Below are 21,366 nucleotides of genomic sequence, written 5' to 3'. Positions count from 1 at the left end.
TTTACTGAATAATTGTTCCGATATAAATACATAAAATCTACGAAGATTAAAGCTTTGGCGGAACCAAATTGTCTAAATCTGAAAGTTTGTAGAATTTAAGATCATTCAATTTCATGTATTTGCAGATAAATTCTAACGTTTCAATTTTGGTCTGATAGTTTTCTGTTATTTCCTTAACGGGTTTATGGCCGCATAGAATTAGAATTTTATTATTCTTTTTGGCATAATCTAATAATTCAAGCAAATACGGAATGCTAAAATGAATATGACTGTTATCAATATCAAAAGCAAATACAATTTTTGAATTATTAAAATAGCTGTCTTGTTTTTCTGGAATTTCACCTCCAAATGCTCGTCCTCTAATAATTTTGAACAGAGGAGATAAAGCTTGATCTAAGGAATCTGATCTTTCGCCGTAAGGATAAGCAAAAGAAGTAACATTGAATCCTTTCTTTTTCATAGAAATAATCATAGGATCAATTTCCTGTTTCAGGTATTCCTTTACACTAAATTGCTTCGTAAACTTAACTGCATTGTAGTGATGATAGCCATGTCCAGCAATCTCATGACCATATTTTTGCATTTCTAAAAGTGTTTTAATTTCTGGAGCTGCGATAGAATCTATTCGGCAGACATTAAAAGTGGCTTTCCAAGAGTACTTTCGCAAAGCTTTATCTGCTTCAGACCATTCGTCGACATAAGCATCATCAAAAGATAAAATGACTCCAGCTTTATAGGCAGGTTTTGAAACCGATTTTGGTTTCTTATTCTCACAAGAGATTAAGGATAAGAACAATAAAAATAATAACGTTTTTGTAAAAAGTATTCTCATAGATTTCAGAGTGCTAGCGAATAAACTTTGAATATAATTCTATTCAAAATTAAAGTTTTTTCTTATAATTGTTTTATCGTTCTTAAATAAAAAGAAAATTTTTTATATTCTGATAGTTACCGATTTTTCAAATCTTCCATGATGACTGATCGAAATATCCTGAAAGGTATTGTCAATTTTCAAATATGGAATTCCGTTTTCATCTTTAATAGTTTCTTGGCTTTCAACTTCAATTACATTGTTGATGTTGGCAAAATTATCTACCGCAATGGTATGGATGCTTTCCAAAGAAAATATACTTTCGGTATAATATAGATTTTCGTTACAGCAGACCTTTCCAGAAGCTTGATTGGCGTTTATAAAATTCAAAGTGCAGGACAACTTTTTGGGACTATATTCCCGTATTTTGGTTTGGCGGTTGTAAATTTTATAAGCAGCTTCTTTCATGCTCCATAAAAGCCATACCATAATTTCAGGTTTGTCAAAATCTTTAATACACTGCTGTTCTTCAATTGTAAAAAGCTTTTCTATAAAACCTTTTCTTTGCCAATTGCTTTCTATGCGTGACTGCGCAAGATCTATAATGTCGTTGCCAATCATTTTTCGGCTAGTTTGGTTTCAATGATTTCTACAGCTGTCTTTACATCAAGCATGCGTTCCATATCGGCATTGTCGATTACGATGTCAAAGTTTTCTTCAATATCCAAAACAATATCAACCAGATTGGCAGAATTGATATTAAGGTCTTTTATAAAATCGGTTTCTTCTGTAAGATTCTCAAACGCTTCTGTGTTTGCAGCAAAAGGTTTGATAATTACTTTTAATTCCTTGATAAGTTCAGTTCTGTCCATTTTAGTTTTCAAATTTTTTAAATAGTATACATGTATTTACATCGCCAAAACCAAAACTGGCTTTTGCAATTATTTTGGGATTCGTTTTGATAGTTTCTAAAAGCACTTTTGAAGGATCAATAAGCGACGCAATTTCTGGGTGAAGGTCAGAGCAATTTTTATTTCCAAACAAAAATCCTTCGTGAAGCTGTAATACCGAAGCAACACTTTCAATGCTTCCAGAGGCGCTTAAACAATGTCCGGTAAGACTTTTTAAAGAATTAATGTACGGAAAATCAGAACCGCTTCTATTGAGAGCTTTTGTCCAATTTTCAATTTCGAGACTGTCTTTGGTTGTGGCAGTCAAATGTCCGTTGATGGCATCAATTTCATTTGGGCTTATTCCTGCATTTTCAATTGCTGTTTTAATGCATCTTTGAACAGCAATACTATTTGGAGCAGTCATCGTTCCGCCATCTCTTTGTCCACCCGAATTGACATTTCCGCCCAATATTTCCGCATAAATTTTTGCACCGCGCTCTAAGGCAGTTTCCAGATCTTCAATGACAAAAGCACCTGCACCGCTACCAGGAACAAATCCTGCAGCCGAAGCGCTCATTGGTCGTGAACCTTCTTCGGGTTTGTCGTTAAATTTGGAAGAACAAACACGAAGCGCATCAAAACCTCCCCAAATATAAGGGCCACTATCAGAAGTACTGCCTGCTAGAATACGTTTTGCCTGTCCAGATTGTATTCTATCGTAAGCCATCAAAATAGCTTCAGCACCCGTTGTGCAAGCCGATGAATTGGTTGTAACTTGATTTCCTAATCCGATTTTACCGCCAAGATAGGCGCTTACACCGCTGTTCATGGTTTGTGCGACAACTGTACTTCCTAATTTTCGGGTTTGCAGTTCGTCAATTTTATAAATGCTTTCGCGGAATTTGTCTATTCCAGAAGTCCCAGCTCCAAAAATAGCTCCACTGTCCCAATCTGGATTTTCGTTTAATGGCAATCCTGCATTATACCAAGCTTCTAATCCAGCAATAACGCCGTATAAGATTCCTGTGCTGTTAAATCCGCGAAGTTCTAGTTCTGTAAAATATTGCAATTTTAATTCGTCAAATATTTGAGGCTGACCCGCAATTTGACAAGAAAACTGCAATTCTTCTAATTGAGCATCATGTCGAATTCCCGAAATGCTATTTTGCAGTGCATGGCTAAATGCAGGAATTCCGACACCATTTGGCGCTGTTACTCCAAGACCAGTTATTACAATTCGTTTTTTCATAATCTCTTTGTTATCATTCCTGCTAAAACTCCTCGACAGACTTCTTGTCCCGCTTCATTTTTCATTACCGCATTACATTTTAATTTTCCAAAACGGAAAAACAATTTCTCAGAAGTTACCGTCACTTTTTCATTTGGGTAAACTGGTTTTAAAAATTCCATATCGGCAGAAGTAAAAGCGATTACGGTGTTTTCCCCTAATTCATTTCCTAAAAGAAATATTCCCAAACAAACCATTCCAATCTGAGCCATCGTTTCGGTCAAAATAACGCCTGGGGTTACAGGATTGTCTTTAAAATGTCCTTTGTAAAAGTCAAGATTTTCTCTAAATGTGTAGGTTCCTGTTACGCCATTTTCATCTGCGTGAAGCAATTCATCAACAAACAAAAAAGATTCGCTGTACGGGAGCTGTGCAATTATTTCATTTAATTTCATAAGTTTTCAAATTACCATTGCAATAAGACTCTTTGTGCCGAAAATCCTGGGCCAAAACTCAACATTAAACCTTTTTCTCCTTTTTTCGGATTTCGGTTCATTATATTTTCTAAAACATACAAAACCGTAGCGCTCGACATGTTGCCATATTCTCTGAGAACTTCTTTCGTATCATCAATATTCTTTTCCAACCCAGCAAAAAGCGATTCTACGGTTGTAACGATTTTCTTTCCGCCTGGATGAAATATCATATGATCAATATCTTTAATTTCAAGATTATTCTGTTTTAAAAACGGATGAATAATATCTCCAAAATGTGAAGAAATTGTATCTGGAACTTCAATATCCAGAACCATCTGCAATCCGCCGTTAGTGAGCTTAAAGCCCATCATGTGTTCCGCATCGTAAAAATGATACATCTGCTCGTCGAGAATTTCAGGACCTGAATCTTCTTCTTTTGATGATAATAAACAACAAGCAGCACCGTCTCCAAAAATGGCAGCGCTGACGATATTTGGCATCGAGAAATCATTTAGCTGAAAAGTGGCAGTTGGAGATTCTACAGCAATTACCGCTGCACGTTTGCCCGGATTTGATTTCAGGAAATTCTTCGCATAAATAATTCCAGATATTCCGGCTGCACAGCCCATTTCGGTTACGGGAAGACGAACAATATCTTGTCTTAACTTCATTTTATTAATTAGATAAGCGTCAAGCGAAGGAATCATAATTCCGGTACAGCTTACCGTAATGATATAATCTAAACTCTGCGGATCCCAGCCTGTTTTCTCTAATGCTTTTTCTAAAACCTGATGTCCTAGAACAATCATTTCACGGCTGTAAATATCATTTTTTTCTTCGAATGAAGTAGCGGTAAAAACCTCAGAAGGTTCCATGATGGAATAACGTTTGTCAACAGAAGCACCTTCAAATATCTTTTTTACTTTTTTGATAAAACGTTCTTCCTGACCTTCAAGCCATACATCGACTAGCGGAAGGATTTCTTCTGTGGTTCTTGAATATTGCGGAAGCTGTTTAACAGCTGTGATTATTTTGACACTCATTTTTTAGTAATTATCCACTGGTAGCGAAATGCCCATTTCCAGTTTATGGAATAGTTTTTTAAGTTTAATTTTTTGGACAAATGTTCTAATTCTTTCTTTTTGAATCCTTTAAGAATAGAAATTAATCCATCATTGCGAGACATATTGTTAAGATTGAAAACAAAACCAATCAGTTCGAATAATCGATAAGCCAATTTGCTTCTATGCAGATCATTTACAACAATGCCTATTGAAGCATTTTTGTTTAAAGTATTCATGACATCAGCGATTTGATTGCTTGTAAAATGATGCAGTGTAAGCGTGCATAAGACAATATCATATTTTAGCTGATTGAATTCTTCATTAAAAATATCCATACACAGATATTCAATGTTTGGAAAATCTTTAGATAGTTTTCGGGCATAATCAATAGTAAAAGCATTTGCATCAATGCCAATTAGTTTAAAATTTAGATTTTGTTTTTTTCCATATTTAGCAAGCATTCTTAGCATATCTCCGTTACCGCAACCTATGTCTGCAACGGTAATTGTTTTGGAAGTATCAGCCTTTTTTAAAAGTTCTTTAATGCCATGAAGCGTGAGTTTATTGCCGCCAAGCAACTGATTAATAGAAGCAATTTGATCTAAAGCACCAATCAATTCTTCGCCTTCAAGCGAAAAATCGTCCATTATTTCAATTTCTTCGGTTCTATATTTGGTGTTTACACTCATTTATTCAACTGCTACGGGACGTCCGTGTGTTTGTTTTACAATAAGGGAAAGTAATGACGGAACCGAAGCGGCTACAGTTGTCATTGCATGTGTAAAATTTTTATAGGTCAGCGCTTTGGCTAATATTCGTCCAAAAAATAATCTTTTACTAAAATGCTTTTTCCATTCCTGAATATACTTTTTCTCCAATTCATTTCTGGATTCTATTTTTCCGTAATAGAAATCCAATACCAATTCGGAAGCTATTTTTGCACTATGAATAGCCATTGCCATGCCGTTGCCACACATTGGGTGAATTAATCCCGCACTATCGCCAATCATTAAAATATGGTTTTCTACAGGTTCTTTTCTGCCAAATGAAATTTGGCTTATGGTTAAAGGTTTTTCAAATAGGGAAGTGCTGTTTTCAAAAACAGCTTTTAGCTTTTTATTTTTATAAAGTACCGATTTCTGATACTCTTCAATGTTTTTATACTTTTTAAAAGTTTCAAAATCGGCCAGATAGCAAATGTTTATAATGTTGTTTTCTACTTTTGAAACACCGCAATAACCACCTTGAAAATTGTATAAAGCGACAAGTTTTTCATCAAAATTTCCAGAATAATGCCCTTTAACGGCTAACCACGGCGATTTCTTAGAAATAAAATCTCTTTCCAAAACCTGATCAATATTAGATCTTTTACCATAAGCGCCCAGAACTATTTTTGCAGAAAGTGTTTCTTCGGAAGTTGTTACGGTAAAAATGTCGTTTTCAAAAGAAATATTGGTAACCGTTTCTGTTATGATCGAACAGCCGTTTTCTGCTGCTTTTTGAAATAGAAAATGATCCAATTCGTAACGGCTAATTCCAAAACCGCCCAACGGAAGTTTTGTTTTTGCGGTTTTACCGTTTTGCGCTGTAAATTCAAAATTTGAAATGCTTGTGGGATACAGTTTTGAAACATCAACTCCAAGCCATAGCAAATACGGAAGAATTTCATTTGAAATGTATTCACCGCAGACTTTATGTTTTGGGTACGTATTTTTTTCGATAAGAACAACCTTTAATCCTTTTTTGGATAAGTGTAAAGCGCCTGCCAGACCTGCAAGACCGCCACCAATAATAAGCACATCGGGATTTGTTCTCATACTACCAATTTAGTCATAATTCTTACACGAACTTTACTTAATTTGATAATAAATTAACAAAATTTCAACCTTTGTCTTAAAAGACAAACATGGCTTTTATTAGAGAAAATGAAAGCAAGAAATTCATTTAAAAGATAATCTTTATTTTTGCCGAAAATTAGCAGCATTTACCAATGACAATACAAGATTTAGTAGGCACCTTTTCTGTTTCGGGAAGCAATCAGGACGAAAGTAATGACATTACATACAAAGGTGTTTTGACTTTAACGTTGGATAAAAATAACAGAATTAAAGCAAATTGGGTTATCAATTCGCATCAGCAAAAAGGAACAGGCTTTTTTAAGGATAAAATTCTGGTAATTAATTTTAATTATAAAGGAGAAGACAATAAAATTTATAAAGGTGTTGTAGTTTACAGATGTATCACTAAAGATGTTTTAGACGGATTCTGGTCTGAGAAACATGGAAATCCGTTGTATCTTGGCAGTGAACATTGTTTGAGAATTGAAACTACAGAAAGGTTAAATTAGAATAGAAACAGCGCAAAACTTAAAATGTTTGCGCTGTTTTTTTTTGCCATAGATTAAAAGGATTTCCACTGATTTAAATCTGCATAATCTGCTAAATCTGCGTGAAAAAATTATTCTTTTAGGTTTTGCAGAAAATATATCAATTGCCTGCAGCAATAAGTTAAGCCGGATTTACAGCAGTTTTGTATTTTCTGTTGTAAAGAATAATAAAACCAATCCAGATTACTAATAAAATAGCGATTAGTGTAAGTTCTGTTTCGTGCAAACCGTTACGAAAGAAATTGTTTAGCGAATGAACTCCTGCCACAGCCAGCAATGATCCTGTAGAAGAATATACTTTTCCGATTCCCCAAGTTCCGAAGAAAATGATTCCTAGGAAAATCATGTTGCTTGGTGTGGTTTCTAAATTTAAATGCCAAGCAAACCAAAGGACAGCAATAATCAATATAGAAGTAAATTTAGGAAGCGATTTTAATTGCTCTTGTAAAAATCCTCGCCAGCCAATTTCTTCCAAAAGGCCATAGGCTAAAACAGTAAACATTAATAAAATTGGGAATTTTCCAATGGTAAAATAGTAAACGCCAGCAATTAAAACGGCAGGAAGTAGCCAGTAAACCACAAAAGGAACAATTGCGTTTTTGTATATTCCTTTTAATGACATCGGGTTATGAAGTGAGAATATTTTTATTGCTGCTAAAGCTCCTAAAGCTGGGCCAACGCCACGCAGCAAAATCACTAAATACGGATTTTCTATTCCAGATAATAAATTGGTTTTTACAGCTGCATATCTGCAGATTACTGCGATTACATAAAAAACTATAATTGCTCCAAAGTTGATTTTATTTTTCATCGTTTTAAATTTGTTTGGTTTAGTGAAGCAAACTTATGGCGCATAAATGAAAATAAAATTGACTTTGGGTAAGAAATCATTTTTCCATGACTCTTTTTCGAATTCTGCTTAAACTTTCTGCTGTTAATCCGAGATAAGAGGCAATGATTTTTAAAGGTGTTCTCTGAAAAATTTCTGGACGACCTTCTATAAGTTTCAAATAGCGTTCTTGAGGAGAAAGCGTCAAAAGATTAATCTGTTCCTGCTGTTTGCGTACATAAAGCATTTCAGAAATGGCTTTTCCAATTCGCAAGCCTGTTTCAGATCTTTGGTATAATTCATTTAAATCTTGATGAGAAATAGACCAAAGCGTTACATCTTCTAAAGCTTCAGTTTTAATAACCGATGGCTGCTGATTTAAGAAAGACATATAATCGCTTATAAAACTATTTTCATATAATAAATTAATGCAAATGTCTCTTTTTCCATCCCAAACAAATAAACCCGCAGATCCTTTGATGATGATGTTTAGATATTTTTCGACACCATGATAATCTTTTATGATTTCTGACTTGTTAAATTCACGGACTTTAATTTTCTCTGAAAACCCTTTCCAGATATTCATATCGGCAGAAAAATAATTTTCGAAAACTCTCTTTACCTCTTCTGGAGACGGACTTTGCGGCATTTTATTAAATTATGAGTTTGGAATGCCAATATAGGTTTTATCTTTCAAAATAAAAACAGCTCTTTTAACCAAAATCTACTTCAAACAAGGCAATTGTAAAACGTTCGCATTCAGCGGTTGTTCTACTTTTCTTTCTAATTTTTCTGAGTTTAACGTGATATAAATTTCCATAGAACCTGTTCCAACTTTTAAGCCCAAAATATGACCACCGTACGCATCAAATTTGTCATCGGTTGCCACGCCGTGCATGTGTATCGAAGGTTTGTCTCCGTTCCAGGCAATAGATCCTGTAATGCTTCCCATTTCGACTTTATTGAAAGTTTTAGGATGAAATTTCTTTTCGCCGAAATCATAAAAACCGAAAGTGGCTTCTTGCGCAAAACCAATTCCAGTAAAATTGGCCGAAGGTATTTTTTGTTCTTTTGCCAAGTTTTCAATTAATGCCAAAACATTATCGCCTTCGCGAAGAACCATCAGAAATCCATAATTGGTCTTGGTATGACGACATTTTTCAGCATCTTTTTGTTGTGCATTAGCGGCATTAAAAATTAGTAAAAGCACTAACGCAATTTGGATTTTAAAGGTTTGAATATTCATAAATTATTTAAATTAAAGAATTAGGTTGCAATTCATTATCATATTTTTCAGGATCTGAAGCGGCATATTCGTTTTCAGGTTCTGGAATTACATGAATTTTAGAATCGCTTATAGAGATAACTGCCGAACAGACGTAAATTCCAATTTTTCCTTCATTGTATTTAAAATCTAGTAATGTCAGCTTGACAATGTCGTTAATCGAAAGCTCGTAGTAATTTCCATAGCGGATAATCTTAAATGAAATCTGTTTTTCTTCACTAATTTCAAATTGATTGGTCTGAATGTTTTCAAAGATAAAATTATTTTTTACATCCTTTTCATTGAATCCCCAAGCTCTAAATTGGACAAAACCATTCATAAAATCAATCGAAATATAATATCCTGTGCCTTCTTTATCACATTCAATTACAAAACCTGTTTTTCCCATTCCTTCTACAGATAATGTTCCTTCCCAGACAAAATCATTAGAAGGTTTTTCGAAACCGTATATTTCATATCCGCTTCGGCAACCAAAACGCCATTTGCTTTCATTTTCTAAAACAAAATCGGCTGTTGGATTTCCTAAAATAGGCAAGGGAAGAGGAAGGTCTTTTTGAAGAATTGTTTTCTGATAGAGTTTCTGCCAGTAATAATAGCTTTTCAATAAAAGTCGTCCGCTTTTGTCGACATCGAGTTCTTTTGGAGGCGGAATTACTCGGTGCGTATTGACATTTCCGTCTGCGAAATAGAAATTATAAACTAGAAAATGTTTCCCTTCTTTGACCACTCTTGCTGCATAATTTCCTTGAGGCATTAAAACATTATTATGAAAAGCAGAATATTCTCCTCTAAACTCGGGAGAAGACCAATAACGGACTTTAATATCTTCTCTGATGGATCCTAAAAGATAATGTGTTCCTTTAATTTCAAAAACACAAGGACATTCCACATCGTCATACACATACGGAATATGAAGCGGTTTCTGCAATACAAAACCTTCTTTTTCTCTTTTAGCAACACCAATACAGCCTCTGCGGTATGTTGGTCCAGAGGCGCTTCGTGCGCAGATTAACAGATAATCTTCACCTTTGTATTGGTATTTAAAAGGATCACGAAAACTAATCCATTGTCGCGGATTGTTGTTTGGGCCTTCATAATGTGGGGCTTCGCTTTTAAAAGGAAGTCCGTATAGATTTTCTTTTTTCCAAGTAATTAAATCGGCAGAAATGGCTCTTCCTACTTTTTGTTCAATTCCTTTATCCTGACGTTTCAAGCCAGTATAATACATTTCATAACCTTCGCCATCCGATTTTTTGCTAATGTGCATCGTCCATAACATATCGTCGTCCCATTCTCCGGGATCGCCAACAAATAAGGCATTTTTTACTCGTTTCCACGAAAGACCATCTTTTGAGACTGCATGTGCTATATAATCGTGATTAGGAATAATTAAATGAAATAAATGATGAATTCCTTTTTCATCTATAAATACATCAACATCTCCAATTTCCCAGTTGCTAAATCCTGAACCTGAATACATTTTATTATTTATTTTAAACTGTTAGTATATTTTTTTTTGCCACGAATGACACGAATTTTCTCGAATTTTAAATCTGATGAACTTTGTCAAAGTTTAAAACTTTGACAAAGTTGTCGTTGAACTATTTTTAAATTCGCGCTAATTCGTGTAATTGCTTTTCGCCTGTTCGCTATCGCTCGGGTCATGGCTTATCTTTTATGCTCAACGAATACAATTATTTAATGACTTTATAATATTTTAAGCCTTCCAAAATTCCTTCTGAAGCCGAAGTTTTAGCGACATAAATACTTTTTGTTGTTTCATAATCTGCCAGTTCTGCGCTTCGGTTTCCTACAATAATTCCTTTTACGGGACCTCTAAACATGTCGACATCGTTTCCAGAATCTCCTGCAGCAATTACATTGCTTAACGGAATAGACCATTTTCTGCACAAGAACTTAATCGCATTTCCTTTTGATGCTCTTTTAGGAATAAAATCCAAAAATTGTCCGTGACTCGGAATAATATTGACTTTATACCAGCCTGTTCCTAAAACAGTAATTAATTCGTCATGATTGTATTGTTCTTTTTCATAGTAATACGAGATTTTATAGGGATTTTGAGCTTCTTCTTCCTGAATCCTGATCCATTTAATGGCTTTTAATCTGTTTACAATATCTTCTCTTTTCCATCTTCCAGCGAGGAATTTTGCCCAGCCTTTGTCCAAAATATAATCCTTTCCGTTAGTGTAATAAATTTCTGTTCCAACAGAACAGATTATGAAGTCGGGTAGGGGAAATTCTTCTTCGTCAATTACTTTTTTTACTAAAGCCAAATTTCGCCCCGAAGCCATTGCAAAAGCCATTTTATCGGTTCGGTTGGTCAAATGTGCTTTTAATTCTTTCAGACCTGGATTGGCTAGTTTTGGTTCAATCAATGTTCCGTCAATATCAGAAACCAATAAGTGATCGATTTTTCGTTTCAATCGACTGATATTGATATTGGGATAATGCTGTTTTTTGATTCCGGTCGAAGAAACCGATAAATTCTCATTGATCAAATCGACATATTGATTGACGTGACTGACCCAACTATAATATTTCTGAATATTGATGGCGCCATTGTTCGAATAATATTTCCATTGATTTTCATCGGTCAAAATATTTCGAAGTGCTTTTTTGATCTGACTTTCTTCTTGCGGATTTACTAATTCTCCGTTTTGGCAGACTGGAATAATTTCTGAAGGTCCACCGTTTTTGGTCACTACAACAGGAAGTCCAGAACTAGCTGATTCTATAACGGTCAAGCCGAAATTTTCATGCAAGGCTAAATTCACAAAAACACCTCTTTTTTCTGCGGCATATCGATAAATAATCGAAACTTCATTTTCGACATCATGCTTTTTCGGAATAGCCATTTTTCCATATAAATCGTATTTGTCCATTAAAAGAAGCAAATCGGTTAGAACGTTTTTTTCGGATTCAGGCATTTTGGCAATGTCTTTTCGAATACCCGCAAAAATGACCAGATTGGCTATGCTTTGCAGCTCTTTGTCTTTTCCGTAAACTTCAATTAAAGTGTTTAAGTTTTTGTGACGGTCAGGTCTCGAAAGTGCTAGAATAATAGGCTTATGCGGATTGGTTAGGAATTTAGAAATGGATTCTGCAACCCAATATTTTCGTTGTGCTTCTTCCATATGTTTATCAGAATCGTTTTCCTGATAATAATAAGGTACAAATTTTCGGGTATCTATTCCGGGAGAAATGGCGTGGTATTTTCCTAATTCGAAATTTTTGTATGCCTTGTAAGTTTCAATTTCCTGTTCTGTAGAAGTAACTATAAATTCGGCAAGTTCTAATGTTTTTTCTTCTGCAGCAATTCGGGCTTTAAATTTAAATTTTTTTTCGAGTTCTTCCTCTGTTTCTCCACTTTCTATTAATTTTTTCTTTTTGTAAAATCCTAATGAGTGTCCCGTATGAGCAAAAGGAATATTTAAAACGGCAGATAATTCGGCTGCGGCATATCCCGCGTCTGCATAATGGGAGTGAATCCAATCAGGAAAAATATTATGCTGTTTGATGTGCTGCATCGCACCATTTACAAAAGTATCAAGACCTTCCCAAAGCTGTTCTTTTGGCTTGTATTTTTTTCCTAGAAACGGAATTCGCCTGATGTCCAATTTGTCATTGATAATTTCTACAGGCACTGCATATTCAGGAGAAAGAGCGGGATCGTCTATTAATCTGGTAAAAAGATGAACGTGTTCTACATCTTCATGCTGGGATAAAAATTCGGCTAATTCGTATATGTATTTGGTCTGGCCTCCATTGTCTGCATCTCGTCCTATTTCTAGACCAGAACCTTTCAAAAGTCCGTGTATATTGATTAGTGAAATTCGTAATTTTTTCATCATTCTTCCTTAAATTATTTGAAATCACAAGTTACTGCGCCCATATAGATTAGGAAGAAATAATTTCATTTAAAATTTACATATTTCCCATGTTTGAAAGAGAAATAGAGTGTTTTAACTATAAAAAAAGCCTGATATTTTAAATCAGGCTTTTTCATAATCTTAATTTTTATTGATTAAATTTTCGATATCAAATATTGAAATTTTAGGATTCCCACCAACCGATCCCGCGACCAAAGCTCCTGTGGCACAAGCAAAATTTAAGGCAGCTTGCGGTTCTTTTCCGCTTAAAAGTGAAGTGACCAAAGCTCCTAAGAAAGAATCTCCAGCACCAACCGTATCTTCGACTTTTACAGTGTAGCCTTCATTTTCGTAAAGATGTTTATCCCATAATAATAGTGCACCATCTTTTCCTCTTGTTACGCAAATTGCAGTAGCATTGCTCAAAGAGCATATAAAATTCATGTTTTCTTCTAATGTACTATAAGGGGAATTGAAAGCGGCACTGATTTCCAAAATTTCCTCGTCATTAAATTTGATGAAATTAGCAGACTGCATTAAATGCTGTAAAGTTTCATAATCGTAGTGCGGTTTTCGAAGATTAACATCAAAAACTTTATAGGTATGTGTGTTGAGCAATTCTTCTAAAGCTTTTCTCGAAACTTCATCACGGCAAACTAGACTTCCGTAGATTAAAACATCTGAGCTAACAACCAGTTCTCTCGTTTCTTCGTTTAGGATGATTTTGTCCCAAGCAGAAGGATAAAGAATTTCATAAGTAGCCGATTTTGTATCGTCTAAAGTTACATTTACCAATCCTGTTGGGAAGTCATCAGATTTTAGAATGGTATTAGTGTCTAGGCCTAATTTTTTGACTTCATCAATGATTGCTTCTCCGTCTGCATCATTTCCTACACAGCTAATCATATTAGAATCTACGCCCAAAGCTTTCATGCGAAGAGCTACATTTAGAGGTGCGCCACCAATTTTTTTCTCATTATCAAAAATGTCCCAAAGTACTTCTCCGAAAGCGACAGCTTTTAGTTTTTTGTCGTTATTCATTTTAATTTTCTCTTATTTTTAAAACATTAAATCGTATCATTAGAGTTTCACACGATTTCATAAAAATAGAAAAGAATAACCGTTTCTGCAACCTAAATCTAAAAATCATAACAATCTGTTCACTTTACAAAGTATAGAATTTTTAATTTATATTTGTGGAATCGGTAGTCTTTTTTTTATAAAAATAGAACTTATTAGAGGATAAAATGCGTTAAAAACTGTATTTTCTCATAATCTTATAAAGGTTGTTTCTAATAAATTTAAAGTCGATATAACAGTTTGCTAATAAAATTTTACTTTCAAAAAACTATTTGAAATTTTAAATGAAATTATTTTACCAAGTTGAAGACAAAGAGCTTCTAAAAGTTAGAAATGAAATTTTTAAAGAAGTTGGAATTCCTTCTTTATTAAAAAACGGTTTTGAACTTTCTCCATTTAAAACTTCTTGGCACGGTCAATACGACAGAAGCAGTCGCGGTTATGCTTATGATTTTGGCAGATTATCATCCGGAAATTATTTGGAGCAAATTTCTGTTAATATACTTCAAGGTGAAAAATGGATTCAAATTCATTTGAATATTTATGAGCTTAATCCTTCTTTAAATTCATTATCACTTTTAAAAGATTTTGATGGTTTAGAATTTGGAACTCCCGATAAGATTTCTACTAAAATGAGATTGAGAAGTGATGAATATAAAGGTCCACCATTATTCTATATGCTTTTTTTGCCAAAACATAAACTTAGAAAATTTTATACTAAAAATGGTTACGAAATTGAAGTTGCTAAGCTTTCAAAATTGATACAATCTGATATGCAAAACATAAATGTTTTTGTAGAAAAATGGCATAAAATGTTTGTTCCTAAGAGAACAGATTGGGAAGGCAATCTTCTATAATCTTAGATCTCTGTAATACACGAGAAACCCCTTGTTTGTATTTTAATTATTTTTTAAGAAAGTTTTAATCTTTTGCTAAGAAGTCAGTTTCCGTTTATATATTTGTAACCAGTCTAAATAAGGATAAATTACAGATTTTATATGAAAACAATTTTCAAAACACTTAAAAACAATGCTTTATGTCAAGTGTTTATAGCCTTTTTGATTCTTTTCTTATGTTCAGAAACGGCTTTTTCTCAATCAACTGTAGGTGCAATTTCGGGTAAAGCTGTTGTTAAAGACGGAAATTATTTACAAGGTGCAACAGTTAAAATTTCAGAATTAAATAAAACGACAACAACAGATTCTGATGGTACTTACCAATTAAAAAATATTCCTTTCGGAACTTATTTAGTTGAAATAAAATTAAACGGTTACGAATCTTCTCCAGCTTCAGTTATTATTGATCAAAATAATACAGAAGTTACTCTTGATTTTGAATTGACTTATACTTCGCAAAAATTAGAAGAAGTGATTGTAAGTTCTGGAGGAAATCGATTTGCGAGAAAAGAAAGTGAAGAGGTTTCTAAAATGAAACTGAAAAACATGGAAAATCCTCAGGTTTATACTATTGTAAGCAAGGAATTGATGAAAGAACAGGTTATTACAGATTATAATAGCGCTTTTAAAAATGTTCCTGGAGCAGGTATTGCCGAAGTAAGAAATCAAGGAAGGACAACTAATATTTCTAGAGGTTTTGCTACGCCGCAATTGGTTAGAAATGGGGTTGGAAGTTTTACCTATAATTCAATTGATCCGTCAAATTTAGAGCGTATTGAAGTAATAAAAGGGCCGTCGGCAACTTTATTTGGAAGTACAATTTCTTCTTTTGGTGGATTGTTTAACAGAGTAACCAAAAAGCCTTTTAATTTCTTTAAAGGTGAAGTGTCTTTTTCAGCTGGTGATTGGGATTTGAATCGTCTAACGGCTGATATTAATACTCCGCTAAACGAAGATAAAACGGCTCTTTTTAGAATTAATACGGCTTTGCATAGCGAAAGAAGTTTCCAAGATGCAGGTTTCAATAAAAGCTTTTTTATTGCGCCAAGTTTTTCTTATGAAGTAAACGAGAGATTGACTTTATTAATTGACGCCGAATTTAGCGCTTCAAAAGGAACTTCGCCAACACGATTAGCACCTTATACAAAAGCAGATGCTACGGCTCATAGCATTGAAGAATTAGGAATTCCGTACAAACTTTCATTTGCTAATAATACAGTAAATTACACAGGTCAGCAATACAATATTTTTGCGCAATTGAAATATAAAATTTCAGACGAATGGACTTCACAAACTATCGTTTCGCGAACAAGATCTTCATCAGAAGGATATGTTGTGGCTTTGACAATGTTGAGTAACGAAACGTTGAGACAGCAAGTTACGAATCAGGATTATCCGTATTATGGAACTGATATTCAGCAAAACTTCAACGGAGATTTTAAAATTGGAAAATTGCGTAATAGAGTAGTGGCTGGATTAGATTTTTACAGTCTTCGTGCGACACGTAACGATGCAACAGTAAACATGCCAGCAATTAATTTTAGAAAACCAGGTGATGCTTACAACAATTTTACGCTAAACAAAATTGAGCCTTTATTTGCAACTGCCACTTATACTAACATGGTGTCAAACAACGAAAGAACATACAGTGCTTATGTTTCGGATGTATTGAATGTTACGGATAGATTATTGGTTATGGGAGGTGTTAGAGCTGACCGTTACATTAATAAAGGCGTATATTATCCGAGTCGTGATTCTATTGCAGGAAATTACAATCAGACGGCATTTTCTCCTAGATTTGGAGCAGTTTATCAAGTGGTAAAAGAGAAAGTTTCTGTTTTTGGAAACTATATGAACGGATTCAACAATGTTGGCGGATCTGATTTCTATGGAAATACTTTTAAACCAAATCAGGCGAATCAGTTAGAAGGTGGCGTTAAACTTGACTTCAACAAAATTAGTGCAACTTTTAGTTATTATGACATAAAAGTAACCAATGTGACTCGCGATGATCCAGATCACTTAAACTTTCAGATTCAAGACGGAACGCAATTGAGTAAAGGTTTTGAAGCAGAATTGATTGCAAATCCGATTAAAGGTTTAAACATTGTGGCTGGTTATACGTATAATGACAGTAAATACACAAAAGCTAATCCGAGCATTAACGGCTTGCGACCTACAACAGCTGGTTCGCCAACAACTGCCAATCTTTGGGCAAGTTACAGGTTAACTGAAGGCGCTGCGTCTGGTCTTGGATTTGGTTTTGGAGGAATTTATGGAAGCGAATATTATCAAACGAATACGTCTACATTTAAATTCAGCATTCCTTCTTACACCGTTTTAGATGCTTCTGTATTTTACGACAGACCAAAATTTAGGTTAGGTTTAAAAGTTGACAATCTTACCAACGAAAAATACTGGTCATATCGTTTAGCAGCACAAAACCCAACGAGAGTTACAGGAAATATTACGTTTAAATTCTAAGAATTCAATTCGGCATTTAAAATGATATTATCTACATTTGGATTTTATTGCAAATTATGACCAAAGGTTTTAAAAATACTATCAGACAAATACATTTGTGGCTCGGTTTAGCATCGGGCCTCATTGTTTTTATAGTGAGCATTACAGGATTTCTTTATGTTTTTGAAGAAGAAATTCGCGATTTTGAGAACAAAGAATATCTTCATGTTCCTGTTCAGGAAAAGCCATTTATAGGGTTAAAAATTATAATTGAAAATTATGAACGTCTGGAACCAAAACAGAAAATTACGGCTTTAAAAATTGATAAAGCTGATGCTAATGCCGCAGTTCAAATTTCTACCAAAAAGAAGAAGACCTATTATTTCAATCCGTATGATGGGACTTTAATCAATCAGCAAGGAGTAGACTGGCTAAATACTGTACTAGAAATACATCGTACTTTGCTTTTGGGTGAAGTTGGTGAATTTATTCAAGGTTGGTCGGTTGTGATTTTTATCGTCATGCTCGTAACGGGATTAATTTTATGGTTTCCAAAACAGAGACGTCTGCTTAAACAATCCTTGAAGATAAAATGGAGCGGTTCATTTAAAAGAATCAATTTTGATCTGCATCAGGTTTTGGGTTTTTATGCTTCTATTTTTTTGCTTTTAATTGCTTTTTCGGGAACGTATTTTAAATATGATGCTGTTAAAAAAGGAGTTAGTCTGGTAACAGGAAGCAAGCTCAGAAAAGGTGATGAAGTAGTTTCTAATGCCAAAATGGATTCGACAACCATTTCTGTTCGTTATAACAATATCTACGAAAGTGCAAATGCAAAATATCCTGGAGCAACTTCGGTTTCATTTTCAATCAGAAAAACAGGAGAACTGCGTTTAAGAATGACGTATCCAAATGATTGGGCAAGAAATCAAAATACGCTTTTCTTTGACGGAAAAACAGGGCAGATGCTAAGAACCAAATTATACAAAGACAATAACGCCGCCGATGTTTATGAAGCTAGTAATCACGACTTGCACACAGGAGTTTTCTTCGGACTTACAGGAAAAATAATCTGGAGTTTGGTCAGTTTGATTGGCGCTTCTTTGCCTATTACTGGATTTATAATTTGGTGGAAGAAAGGGAAAAAGTCTAAAAAGAAAAAGAAATAATATGGTTTATAAAGAATGAAAAACTTTGAATTATACTGGAAAGAAATACATATCGGTTCATTAATTGAAACGAATTGGGATATGAGAAGTTCAGGCGATATTGCATTTAGTGCTGATTTTTTAAAGAAATTTTCAGAAGAAATTATACATCTTTCTAATTTAATTAAGAATTCAATTCGATTAAGTATTTATTTAGAAAATGGTGAGACAGGTGATGATGGTGATGAGATACTTGAAGAAGAAAACAAATTTTTAGACTTGATTAATAGTACTGATTGGTATTTGATAAATGAAAAAGAAGAAAAGGTAAAAATTCTTTGTCCATTTTTTCATGAAGATAATGGAATAACTTGGCAACTTGATATCTAATTTTCTTAAAAAATAAAAGCTCAAACTGCTGTCTTATATTTCACTACAAATTTTTCCTAACTCATTACAAAATCTGAATTTTCACTTTTTATTTTAAGAAAATTTAGATTTTGCTGTATTAAATTTGGTCGAAATGTAAAAATTAAGACCATGCAGATTAGTTCAATTTCAGGCTCATTCTGGGAAAATAAAAAGAAAACTTCACTTTGGGATCGATTATTCAGAAGGAATAAAACGACTATCAAAGCACTCAAGACGCCAGAGATTATTAGCAAAAATTGCCAAGGTTTGTTGCTGAAAAACGAAATCATAAAATCATTTCTTTTTTCTACAGATATGGCACTTATCGAAAATAATGATGCCGATGCAATTCTGGCGGTTTACCCTTTTCTGCCATCTCCCAAAATCATTAAAACGTTGATTGATTTTGCTGGGAAACCTATCGTCTGTGGCGTTGGAGGCGGAACAACCAAAGGTAAAAAATCGGTAGAAATGGCTATTTATGCCGAACAAATGGGCGCTGCAGGAATCATTGTAAATATTCCGTTTGAAAACAAAGACGTTAAAAAAATTAGAGAAAAAATTAGCATACCGATTATAGCTACAGTAACATCATCAGATTATGATTTTTTAAACGGAAAAATCAAAGCAGGCGTAGATATTTTTCATGTTTCTGGAGGAGCACAAACCAATAAAATTGTAAATGACATTTCTAGCAAATTTCCTAATTTTCCAGTAATGGCCACAGGTGGAAAAAGTCTAGGTAATATCGAAGAATCTATTCAGTCGGGTTCTAAAGCAATTGTACTTTCGCCACCGTCAAATAAAGATTTGTTCAAAACAGTTATGGAAAAATACAGAAATACTTTTGGCAATTTCTGATTTAACGATTTAATAAATAAAATAAGAAAGGCAATCATATCAGATTGCCTTTCTTATTTTAAGCTTGAAAATTAATTAACCATGCGCTTCAACAGAAACATCGTTCCATTTTTCCCAGCTTTCTAATCTTTGGTCATAGCTTTGTTTTACAAAAGGGTATGCTACTTTTCCTAATAACAATCGTAAAGGAGGATTTTCGTTTTCTACTAATTTTACCACTATTGGAGCAGTGGCTTCAACTTTGCCAAAGATGTTTTCTCTTTCAGCCAAGGCTTTTTTGATTTCGTCATAATAGGGTAGACTTTCACTTGTAATTCCGGTATGCCAGATGTTAGATTCGTATCCGTTTGGTTCCAATAAAGTCACATTGATTCCGAATTGTTTTACTTCAGATGCCAATGTTTCGCTTAAACCTTCAACAGCAAATTTAGAAGCACTGTAAAGTCCCATTCCTGTTGGTAAAGTTGCCAATCCTAAAATAGAAGAAACCTGAATAATATGACCGCTTTTTTGTTCTCTCATTATTGGAATAACAGCTTGTGTTAACCATAAAGTTCCAAAGAAATTCGTTTCAAACTGTTCTCTCGCTTCTTGTTCGCTTGCCTCTTCTACAGCTCCTGTAAGCGCATAACCTGCATTGTTGATTAAAACATCAATTGTTCCAAAATGCTGTTTTGCTTTCTGAACCACTCGTAATGATTCTTCACGATTATTGACATCAAGTTTTAATGGCAAAATTGAATTTCCATATTTTTCTTTTAGATCGTTTAAAGTATCTAAGTTTCTAGCTGTTGCAGCTACATTGTAACCTTTTGCTAAAAAGGCTTCTGTCCAAGCTCTTCCAAATCCTTTTGAAGCTCCTGTAATTAAAATTGTTTTTGACATGGTGTTTATTTTTATAATTAATTGATTTTAAAAACGACCAATCGGTCATTTTTATGGCAAAAAAAATTATATCAATTTTTCAGATATAATTTTTTTAAGCGTTTTCTCTATTGTTTTCATATTATCGTTATTTCCAGATACTCGAGACATTAAATGCCCTCCTTCAAGCATAGCAAAAAGTGCAACGGCAAATTCTGATGCATTCCAATCAGGATGAAATTCTTTATCTGCTATTCCTTTTTCTATTATCGAAGTTAAAAGAATCTGTCCTCGTTTGATGGCATTGTGTACTTTCTCTTTTACAATCGGATTTGTATCGTCAGCTTCGGTTCCAAAGTTTAGCAAAGGACATCCGCCAATTACCGGTGGATTTAGCGGATTGCTAAAAAACTCGATATAAGCAAAAAGCTGATCTTTGGCACTTTTACCTTCTCTAAGTGCATTTTCAAGTTTAGAACTTAATATTTTCATGTTATGATCTACAGCAGCACAGGCCAAAACATCTTTGTTTTCAAAATGCACATACATACTTCCTTTAGACAATTTAGTTGCCTCCATAATATCGCTCATAGAAGTGGCTGCAATTCCTTTTGTATTAAAAATAGGAGCAGCTTTTTCTATAATAAATTGTCTAGTTTCTTCACCTTTTGTCATGATAGATTGTATTTAACGATGCAAATATATGACCGATTGGTCATAAAAACAAGTAGATATTGATTTTTTTATGTATTTGATTGTTTTTTAAAGAGATAAAACAGCT

At 34.0% G+C, this 21,366-nt stretch carries 22 protein-coding genes; 6 read left to right on the top strand and 16 right to left on the bottom strand.

Translation table 11 applies throughout. The annotated features are described in order from the left end of the window. Positions 1-46: 46 nt before the first annotated feature. The 8 genes from ABXT06_RS07590 to ABXT06_RS07555 form a co-directional block, all read right to left on the bottom strand. Positions 47-832 carry a polysaccharide deacetylase family protein gene (locus ABXT06_RS07590; protein ID WP_354590198.1) on the bottom strand — a complete coding sequence of 262 codons (786 nt, stop codon included), beginning with the start codon at positions 830-832 and terminating at the stop codon, positions 47-49. 102 nt (positions 833-934) lie between these two features. Next, positions 935-1,432 (bottom strand): 4'-phosphopantetheinyl transferase family protein, encoded by a 498-nt coding sequence (locus ABXT06_RS07585; RefSeq protein WP_354590197.1) that lies wholly within the window; start codon positions 1,430-1,432, stop codon positions 935-937. After that, on the bottom strand, positions 1,429-1,683 hold the full coding sequence (locus ABXT06_RS07580; protein WP_354590196.1) for an acyl carrier protein: 255 nt from the start codon (positions 1,681-1,683) through the stop codon (positions 1,429-1,431). The genes ABXT06_RS07585 and ABXT06_RS07580 overlap by 4 nt, the downstream gene beginning before the upstream one ends. A 1-nt stretch (position 1,684) precedes the next feature. Further along, complete coding sequence (locus ABXT06_RS07575) at positions 1,685-2,953, bottom strand: beta-ketoacyl-[acyl-carrier-protein] synthase family protein (protein ID WP_354590195.1); 1,269 nt, start codon at positions 2,951-2,953, stop codon at positions 1,685-1,687. Then, positions 2,950-3,387 carry a 3-hydroxyacyl-ACP dehydratase FabZ family protein gene (locus ABXT06_RS07570; RefSeq protein ID WP_354590194.1) on the bottom strand — a complete coding sequence of 146 codons (438 nt, stop codon included), beginning with the start codon at positions 3,385-3,387 and terminating at the stop codon, positions 2,950-2,952. Before ABXT06_RS07570 ends, ABXT06_RS07575 begins: the two co-directional genes overlap by 4 nt. An 11-nt stretch (positions 3,388-3,398) precedes the next feature. Beyond that, positions 3,399-4,451, bottom strand: coding sequence for a type III polyketide synthase (locus tag ABXT06_RS07565; RefSeq protein ID WP_354590193.1), 1,053 nt, complete (start codon positions 4,449-4,451; stop codon positions 3,399-3,401). Then, the gene (locus ABXT06_RS07560; RefSeq protein ID WP_354590192.1) at positions 4,448-5,161 is read right to left on the bottom strand and encodes a methyltransferase domain-containing protein; all 714 of its coding nucleotides are present in this window, start codon (positions 5,159-5,161) and stop codon (positions 4,448-4,450) included. The genes ABXT06_RS07565 and ABXT06_RS07560 overlap by 4 nt, the downstream gene beginning before the upstream one ends. Then, a complete protein-coding gene (locus tag ABXT06_RS07555; RefSeq protein WP_354590191.1) occupies positions 5,162-6,289 on the bottom strand; it encodes an NAD(P)/FAD-dependent oxidoreductase in 1,128 nt (375 codons plus the stop codon). A gap of 173 nt (positions 6,290-6,462) precedes the next feature. Between ABXT06_RS07555 and ABXT06_RS07550 the strand changes: the two genes are divergently transcribed. After that, positions 6,463-6,819 (top strand): hypothetical protein, encoded by a 357-nt coding sequence (locus tag ABXT06_RS07550; RefSeq protein WP_354590190.1) that lies wholly within the window; start codon positions 6,463-6,465, stop codon positions 6,817-6,819. A 160-nt stretch (positions 6,820-6,979) separates the two neighbouring features. Here ABXT06_RS07550 and ABXT06_RS07545 read toward each other — a convergent pair whose 3' ends face one another. The 6 genes from ABXT06_RS07545 to ABXT06_RS07520 all read right to left on the bottom strand — a co-directional run bounded on the left by ABXT06_RS07545 (position 6,980) and on the right by ABXT06_RS07520 (position 13,903). Further along, positions 6,980-7,669, bottom strand: a complete 690-nt coding sequence (locus ABXT06_RS07545) for a CPBP family intramembrane glutamic endopeptidase (RefSeq protein ID WP_354590189.1) — start codon at positions 7,667-7,669, stop codon at positions 6,980-6,982. 76 nt (positions 7,670-7,745) lie between these two features. Next, positions 7,746-8,336 carry a Crp/Fnr family transcriptional regulator gene (locus ABXT06_RS07540; protein ID WP_354590188.1) on the bottom strand — a complete coding sequence of 197 codons (591 nt, stop codon included), beginning with the start codon at positions 8,334-8,336 and terminating at the stop codon, positions 7,746-7,748. 75 nt (positions 8,337-8,411) lie between these two features. After that, complete coding sequence (locus ABXT06_RS07535; RefSeq protein ID WP_354590187.1) at positions 8,412-8,933, bottom strand: PPC domain-containing DNA-binding protein; 522 nt, start codon at positions 8,931-8,933, stop codon at positions 8,412-8,414. Between the two features lie 7 nt (positions 8,934-8,940). Continuing rightward, positions 8,941-10,452 carry a glycoside hydrolase family protein gene (locus ABXT06_RS07530; protein WP_354590186.1) on the bottom strand — a complete coding sequence of 504 codons (1,512 nt, stop codon included), beginning with the start codon at positions 10,450-10,452 and terminating at the stop codon, positions 8,941-8,943. A gap of 214 nt (positions 10,453-10,666) precedes the next feature. Beyond that, positions 10,667-12,844: an HAD-IIB family hydrolase gene (locus ABXT06_RS07525; RefSeq protein WP_354590185.1), complete on the bottom strand. Its 2,178-nt coding sequence runs from the start codon at positions 12,842-12,844 to the stop codon at positions 10,667-10,669. A gap of 159 nt (positions 12,845-13,003) precedes the next feature. Next, complete coding sequence (locus ABXT06_RS07520) at positions 13,004-13,903, bottom strand: carbohydrate kinase family protein (RefSeq protein WP_354590184.1); 900 nt, start codon at positions 13,901-13,903, stop codon at positions 13,004-13,006. A gap of 323 nt (positions 13,904-14,226) precedes the next feature. On the opposite strand from ABXT06_RS07520, the gene ABXT06_RS07515 reads away from it, so the two are divergent. From ABXT06_RS07515 to ABXT06_RS07495, 5 genes are all read left to right on the top strand, one after another. Beyond that, positions 14,227-14,799 carry a hypothetical protein gene (locus tag ABXT06_RS07515; RefSeq protein ID WP_354590183.1) on the top strand — a complete coding sequence of 191 codons (573 nt, stop codon included), beginning with the start codon at positions 14,227-14,229 and terminating at the stop codon, positions 14,797-14,799. A 141-nt stretch (positions 14,800-14,940) separates the two neighbouring features. Then, positions 14,941-17,322 carry a TonB-dependent siderophore receptor gene (locus tag ABXT06_RS07510; RefSeq protein WP_354590182.1) on the top strand — a complete coding sequence of 794 codons (2,382 nt, stop codon included), beginning with the start codon at positions 14,941-14,943 and terminating at the stop codon, positions 17,320-17,322. Between the two features lie 56 nt (positions 17,323-17,378). Beyond that, positions 17,379-18,470, top strand: coding sequence for a PepSY-associated TM helix domain-containing protein (locus tag ABXT06_RS07505; RefSeq protein WP_354590181.1), 1,092 nt, complete (start codon positions 17,379-17,381; stop codon positions 18,468-18,470). Between the two features lie 15 nt (positions 18,471-18,485). Then, the gene (locus ABXT06_RS07500; protein WP_354590180.1) at positions 18,486-18,839 is read left to right on the top strand and encodes a hypothetical protein; all 354 of its coding nucleotides are present in this window, start codon (positions 18,486-18,488) and stop codon (positions 18,837-18,839) included. A gap of 150 nt (positions 18,840-18,989) precedes the next feature. Beyond that, positions 18,990-19,721: a beta/alpha barrel domain-containing protein gene (locus ABXT06_RS07495; RefSeq protein WP_354590179.1), complete on the top strand. Its 732-nt coding sequence runs from the start codon at positions 18,990-18,992 to the stop codon at positions 19,719-19,721. A gap of 75 nt (positions 19,722-19,796) precedes the next feature. Here ABXT06_RS07495 and ABXT06_RS07490 read toward each other — a convergent pair whose 3' ends face one another. After that, positions 19,797-20,606 (bottom strand): SDR family NAD(P)-dependent oxidoreductase, encoded by an 810-nt coding sequence (locus ABXT06_RS07490; RefSeq protein WP_354590178.1) that lies wholly within the window; start codon positions 20,604-20,606, stop codon positions 19,797-19,799. A 66-nt stretch (positions 20,607-20,672) separates the two neighbouring features. Continuing rightward, positions 20,673-21,260 carry a TetR/AcrR family transcriptional regulator gene (locus ABXT06_RS07485; protein WP_354590177.1) on the bottom strand — a complete coding sequence of 196 codons (588 nt, stop codon included), beginning with the start codon at positions 21,258-21,260 and terminating at the stop codon, positions 20,673-20,675. Positions 21,261-21,366: the final 106 nt, after the last annotated feature.

Source organism: Flavobacterium sp. UW10123 (genome assembly GCF_040538975.1).
Taxonomy (GTDB): domain Bacteria; phylum Bacteroidota; class Bacteroidia; order Flavobacteriales; family Flavobacteriaceae; genus Flavobacterium.
This window is presented reverse-complemented; position numbering and strand designations above follow the sequence as displayed.

Coding starts and splice junctions, on each gene's coding strand:
- ABXT06_RS07590 (WP_354590198.1), bottom strand. CDS start 832: ATGAGAATACTTTTTACAAAAACGTTATTATTTTTATTGTTCTTATCC.
- ABXT06_RS07585 (WP_354590197.1), bottom strand. CDS start 1,432: ATGATTGGCAACGACATTATAGATCTTGCGCAGTCACGCATAGAAAGC.
- ABXT06_RS07580 (WP_354590196.1), bottom strand. CDS start 1,683: ATGGACAGAACTGAACTTATCAAGGAATTAAAAGTAATTATCAAACCT.
- ABXT06_RS07575 (WP_354590195.1), bottom strand. CDS start 2,953: ATGAAAAAACGAATTGTAATAACTGGTCTTGGAGTAACAGCGCCAAAT.
- ABXT06_RS07570 (WP_354590194.1), bottom strand. CDS start 3,387: ATGAAATTAAATGAAATAATTGCACAGCTCCCGTACAGCGAATCTTTT.
- ABXT06_RS07565 (WP_354590193.1), bottom strand. CDS start 4,451: ATGAGTGTCAAAATAATCACAGCTGTTAAACAGCTTCCGCAATATTCA.
- ABXT06_RS07560 (WP_354590192.1), bottom strand. CDS start 5,161: ATGAGTGTAAACACCAAATATAGAACCGAAGAAATTGAAATAATGGAC.
- ABXT06_RS07555 (WP_354590191.1), bottom strand. CDS start 6,289: ATGAGAACAAATCCCGATGTGCTTATTATTGGTGGCGGTCTTGCAGGT.
- ABXT06_RS07550 (WP_354590190.1), top strand. CDS start 6,463: ATGACAATACAAGATTTAGTAGGCACCTTTTCTGTTTCGGGAAGCAAT.
- ABXT06_RS07545 (WP_354590189.1), bottom strand. CDS start 7,669: ATGAAAAATAAAATCAACTTTGGAGCAATTATAGTTTTTTATGTAATC.
- ABXT06_RS07540 (WP_354590188.1), bottom strand. CDS start 8,336: ATGCCGCAAAGTCCGTCTCCAGAAGAGGTAAAGAGAGTTTTCGAAAAT.
- ABXT06_RS07535 (WP_354590187.1), bottom strand. CDS start 8,933: ATGAATATTCAAACCTTTAAAATCCAAATTGCGTTAGTGCTTTTACTA.
- ABXT06_RS07530 (WP_354590186.1), bottom strand. CDS start 10,452: ATGTATTCAGGTTCAGGATTTAGCAACTGGGAAATTGGAGATGTTGAT.
- ABXT06_RS07525 (WP_354590185.1), bottom strand. CDS start 12,844: ATGATGAAAAAATTACGAATTTCACTAATCAATATACACGGACTTTTG.
- ABXT06_RS07520 (WP_354590184.1), bottom strand. CDS start 13,903: ATGAATAACGACAAAAAACTAAAAGCTGTCGCTTTCGGAGAAGTACTT.
- ABXT06_RS07515 (WP_354590183.1), top strand. CDS start 14,227: ATGAAATTATTTTACCAAGTTGAAGACAAAGAGCTTCTAAAAGTTAGA.
- ABXT06_RS07510 (WP_354590182.1), top strand. CDS start 14,941: ATGAAAACAATTTTCAAAACACTTAAAAACAATGCTTTATGTCAAGTG.
- ABXT06_RS07505 (WP_354590181.1), top strand. CDS start 17,379: ATGACCAAAGGTTTTAAAAATACTATCAGACAAATACATTTGTGGCTC.
- ABXT06_RS07500 (WP_354590180.1), top strand. CDS start 18,486: ATGAAAAACTTTGAATTATACTGGAAAGAAATACATATCGGTTCATTA.
- ABXT06_RS07495 (WP_354590179.1), top strand. CDS start 18,990: ATGCAGATTAGTTCAATTTCAGGCTCATTCTGGGAAAATAAAAAGAAA.
- ABXT06_RS07490 (WP_354590178.1), bottom strand. CDS start 20,606: ATGTCAAAAACAATTTTAATTACAGGAGCTTCAAAAGGATTTGGAAGA.
- ABXT06_RS07485 (WP_354590177.1), bottom strand. CDS start 21,260: ATGACAAAAGGTGAAGAAACTAGACAATTTATTATAGAAAAAGCTGCT.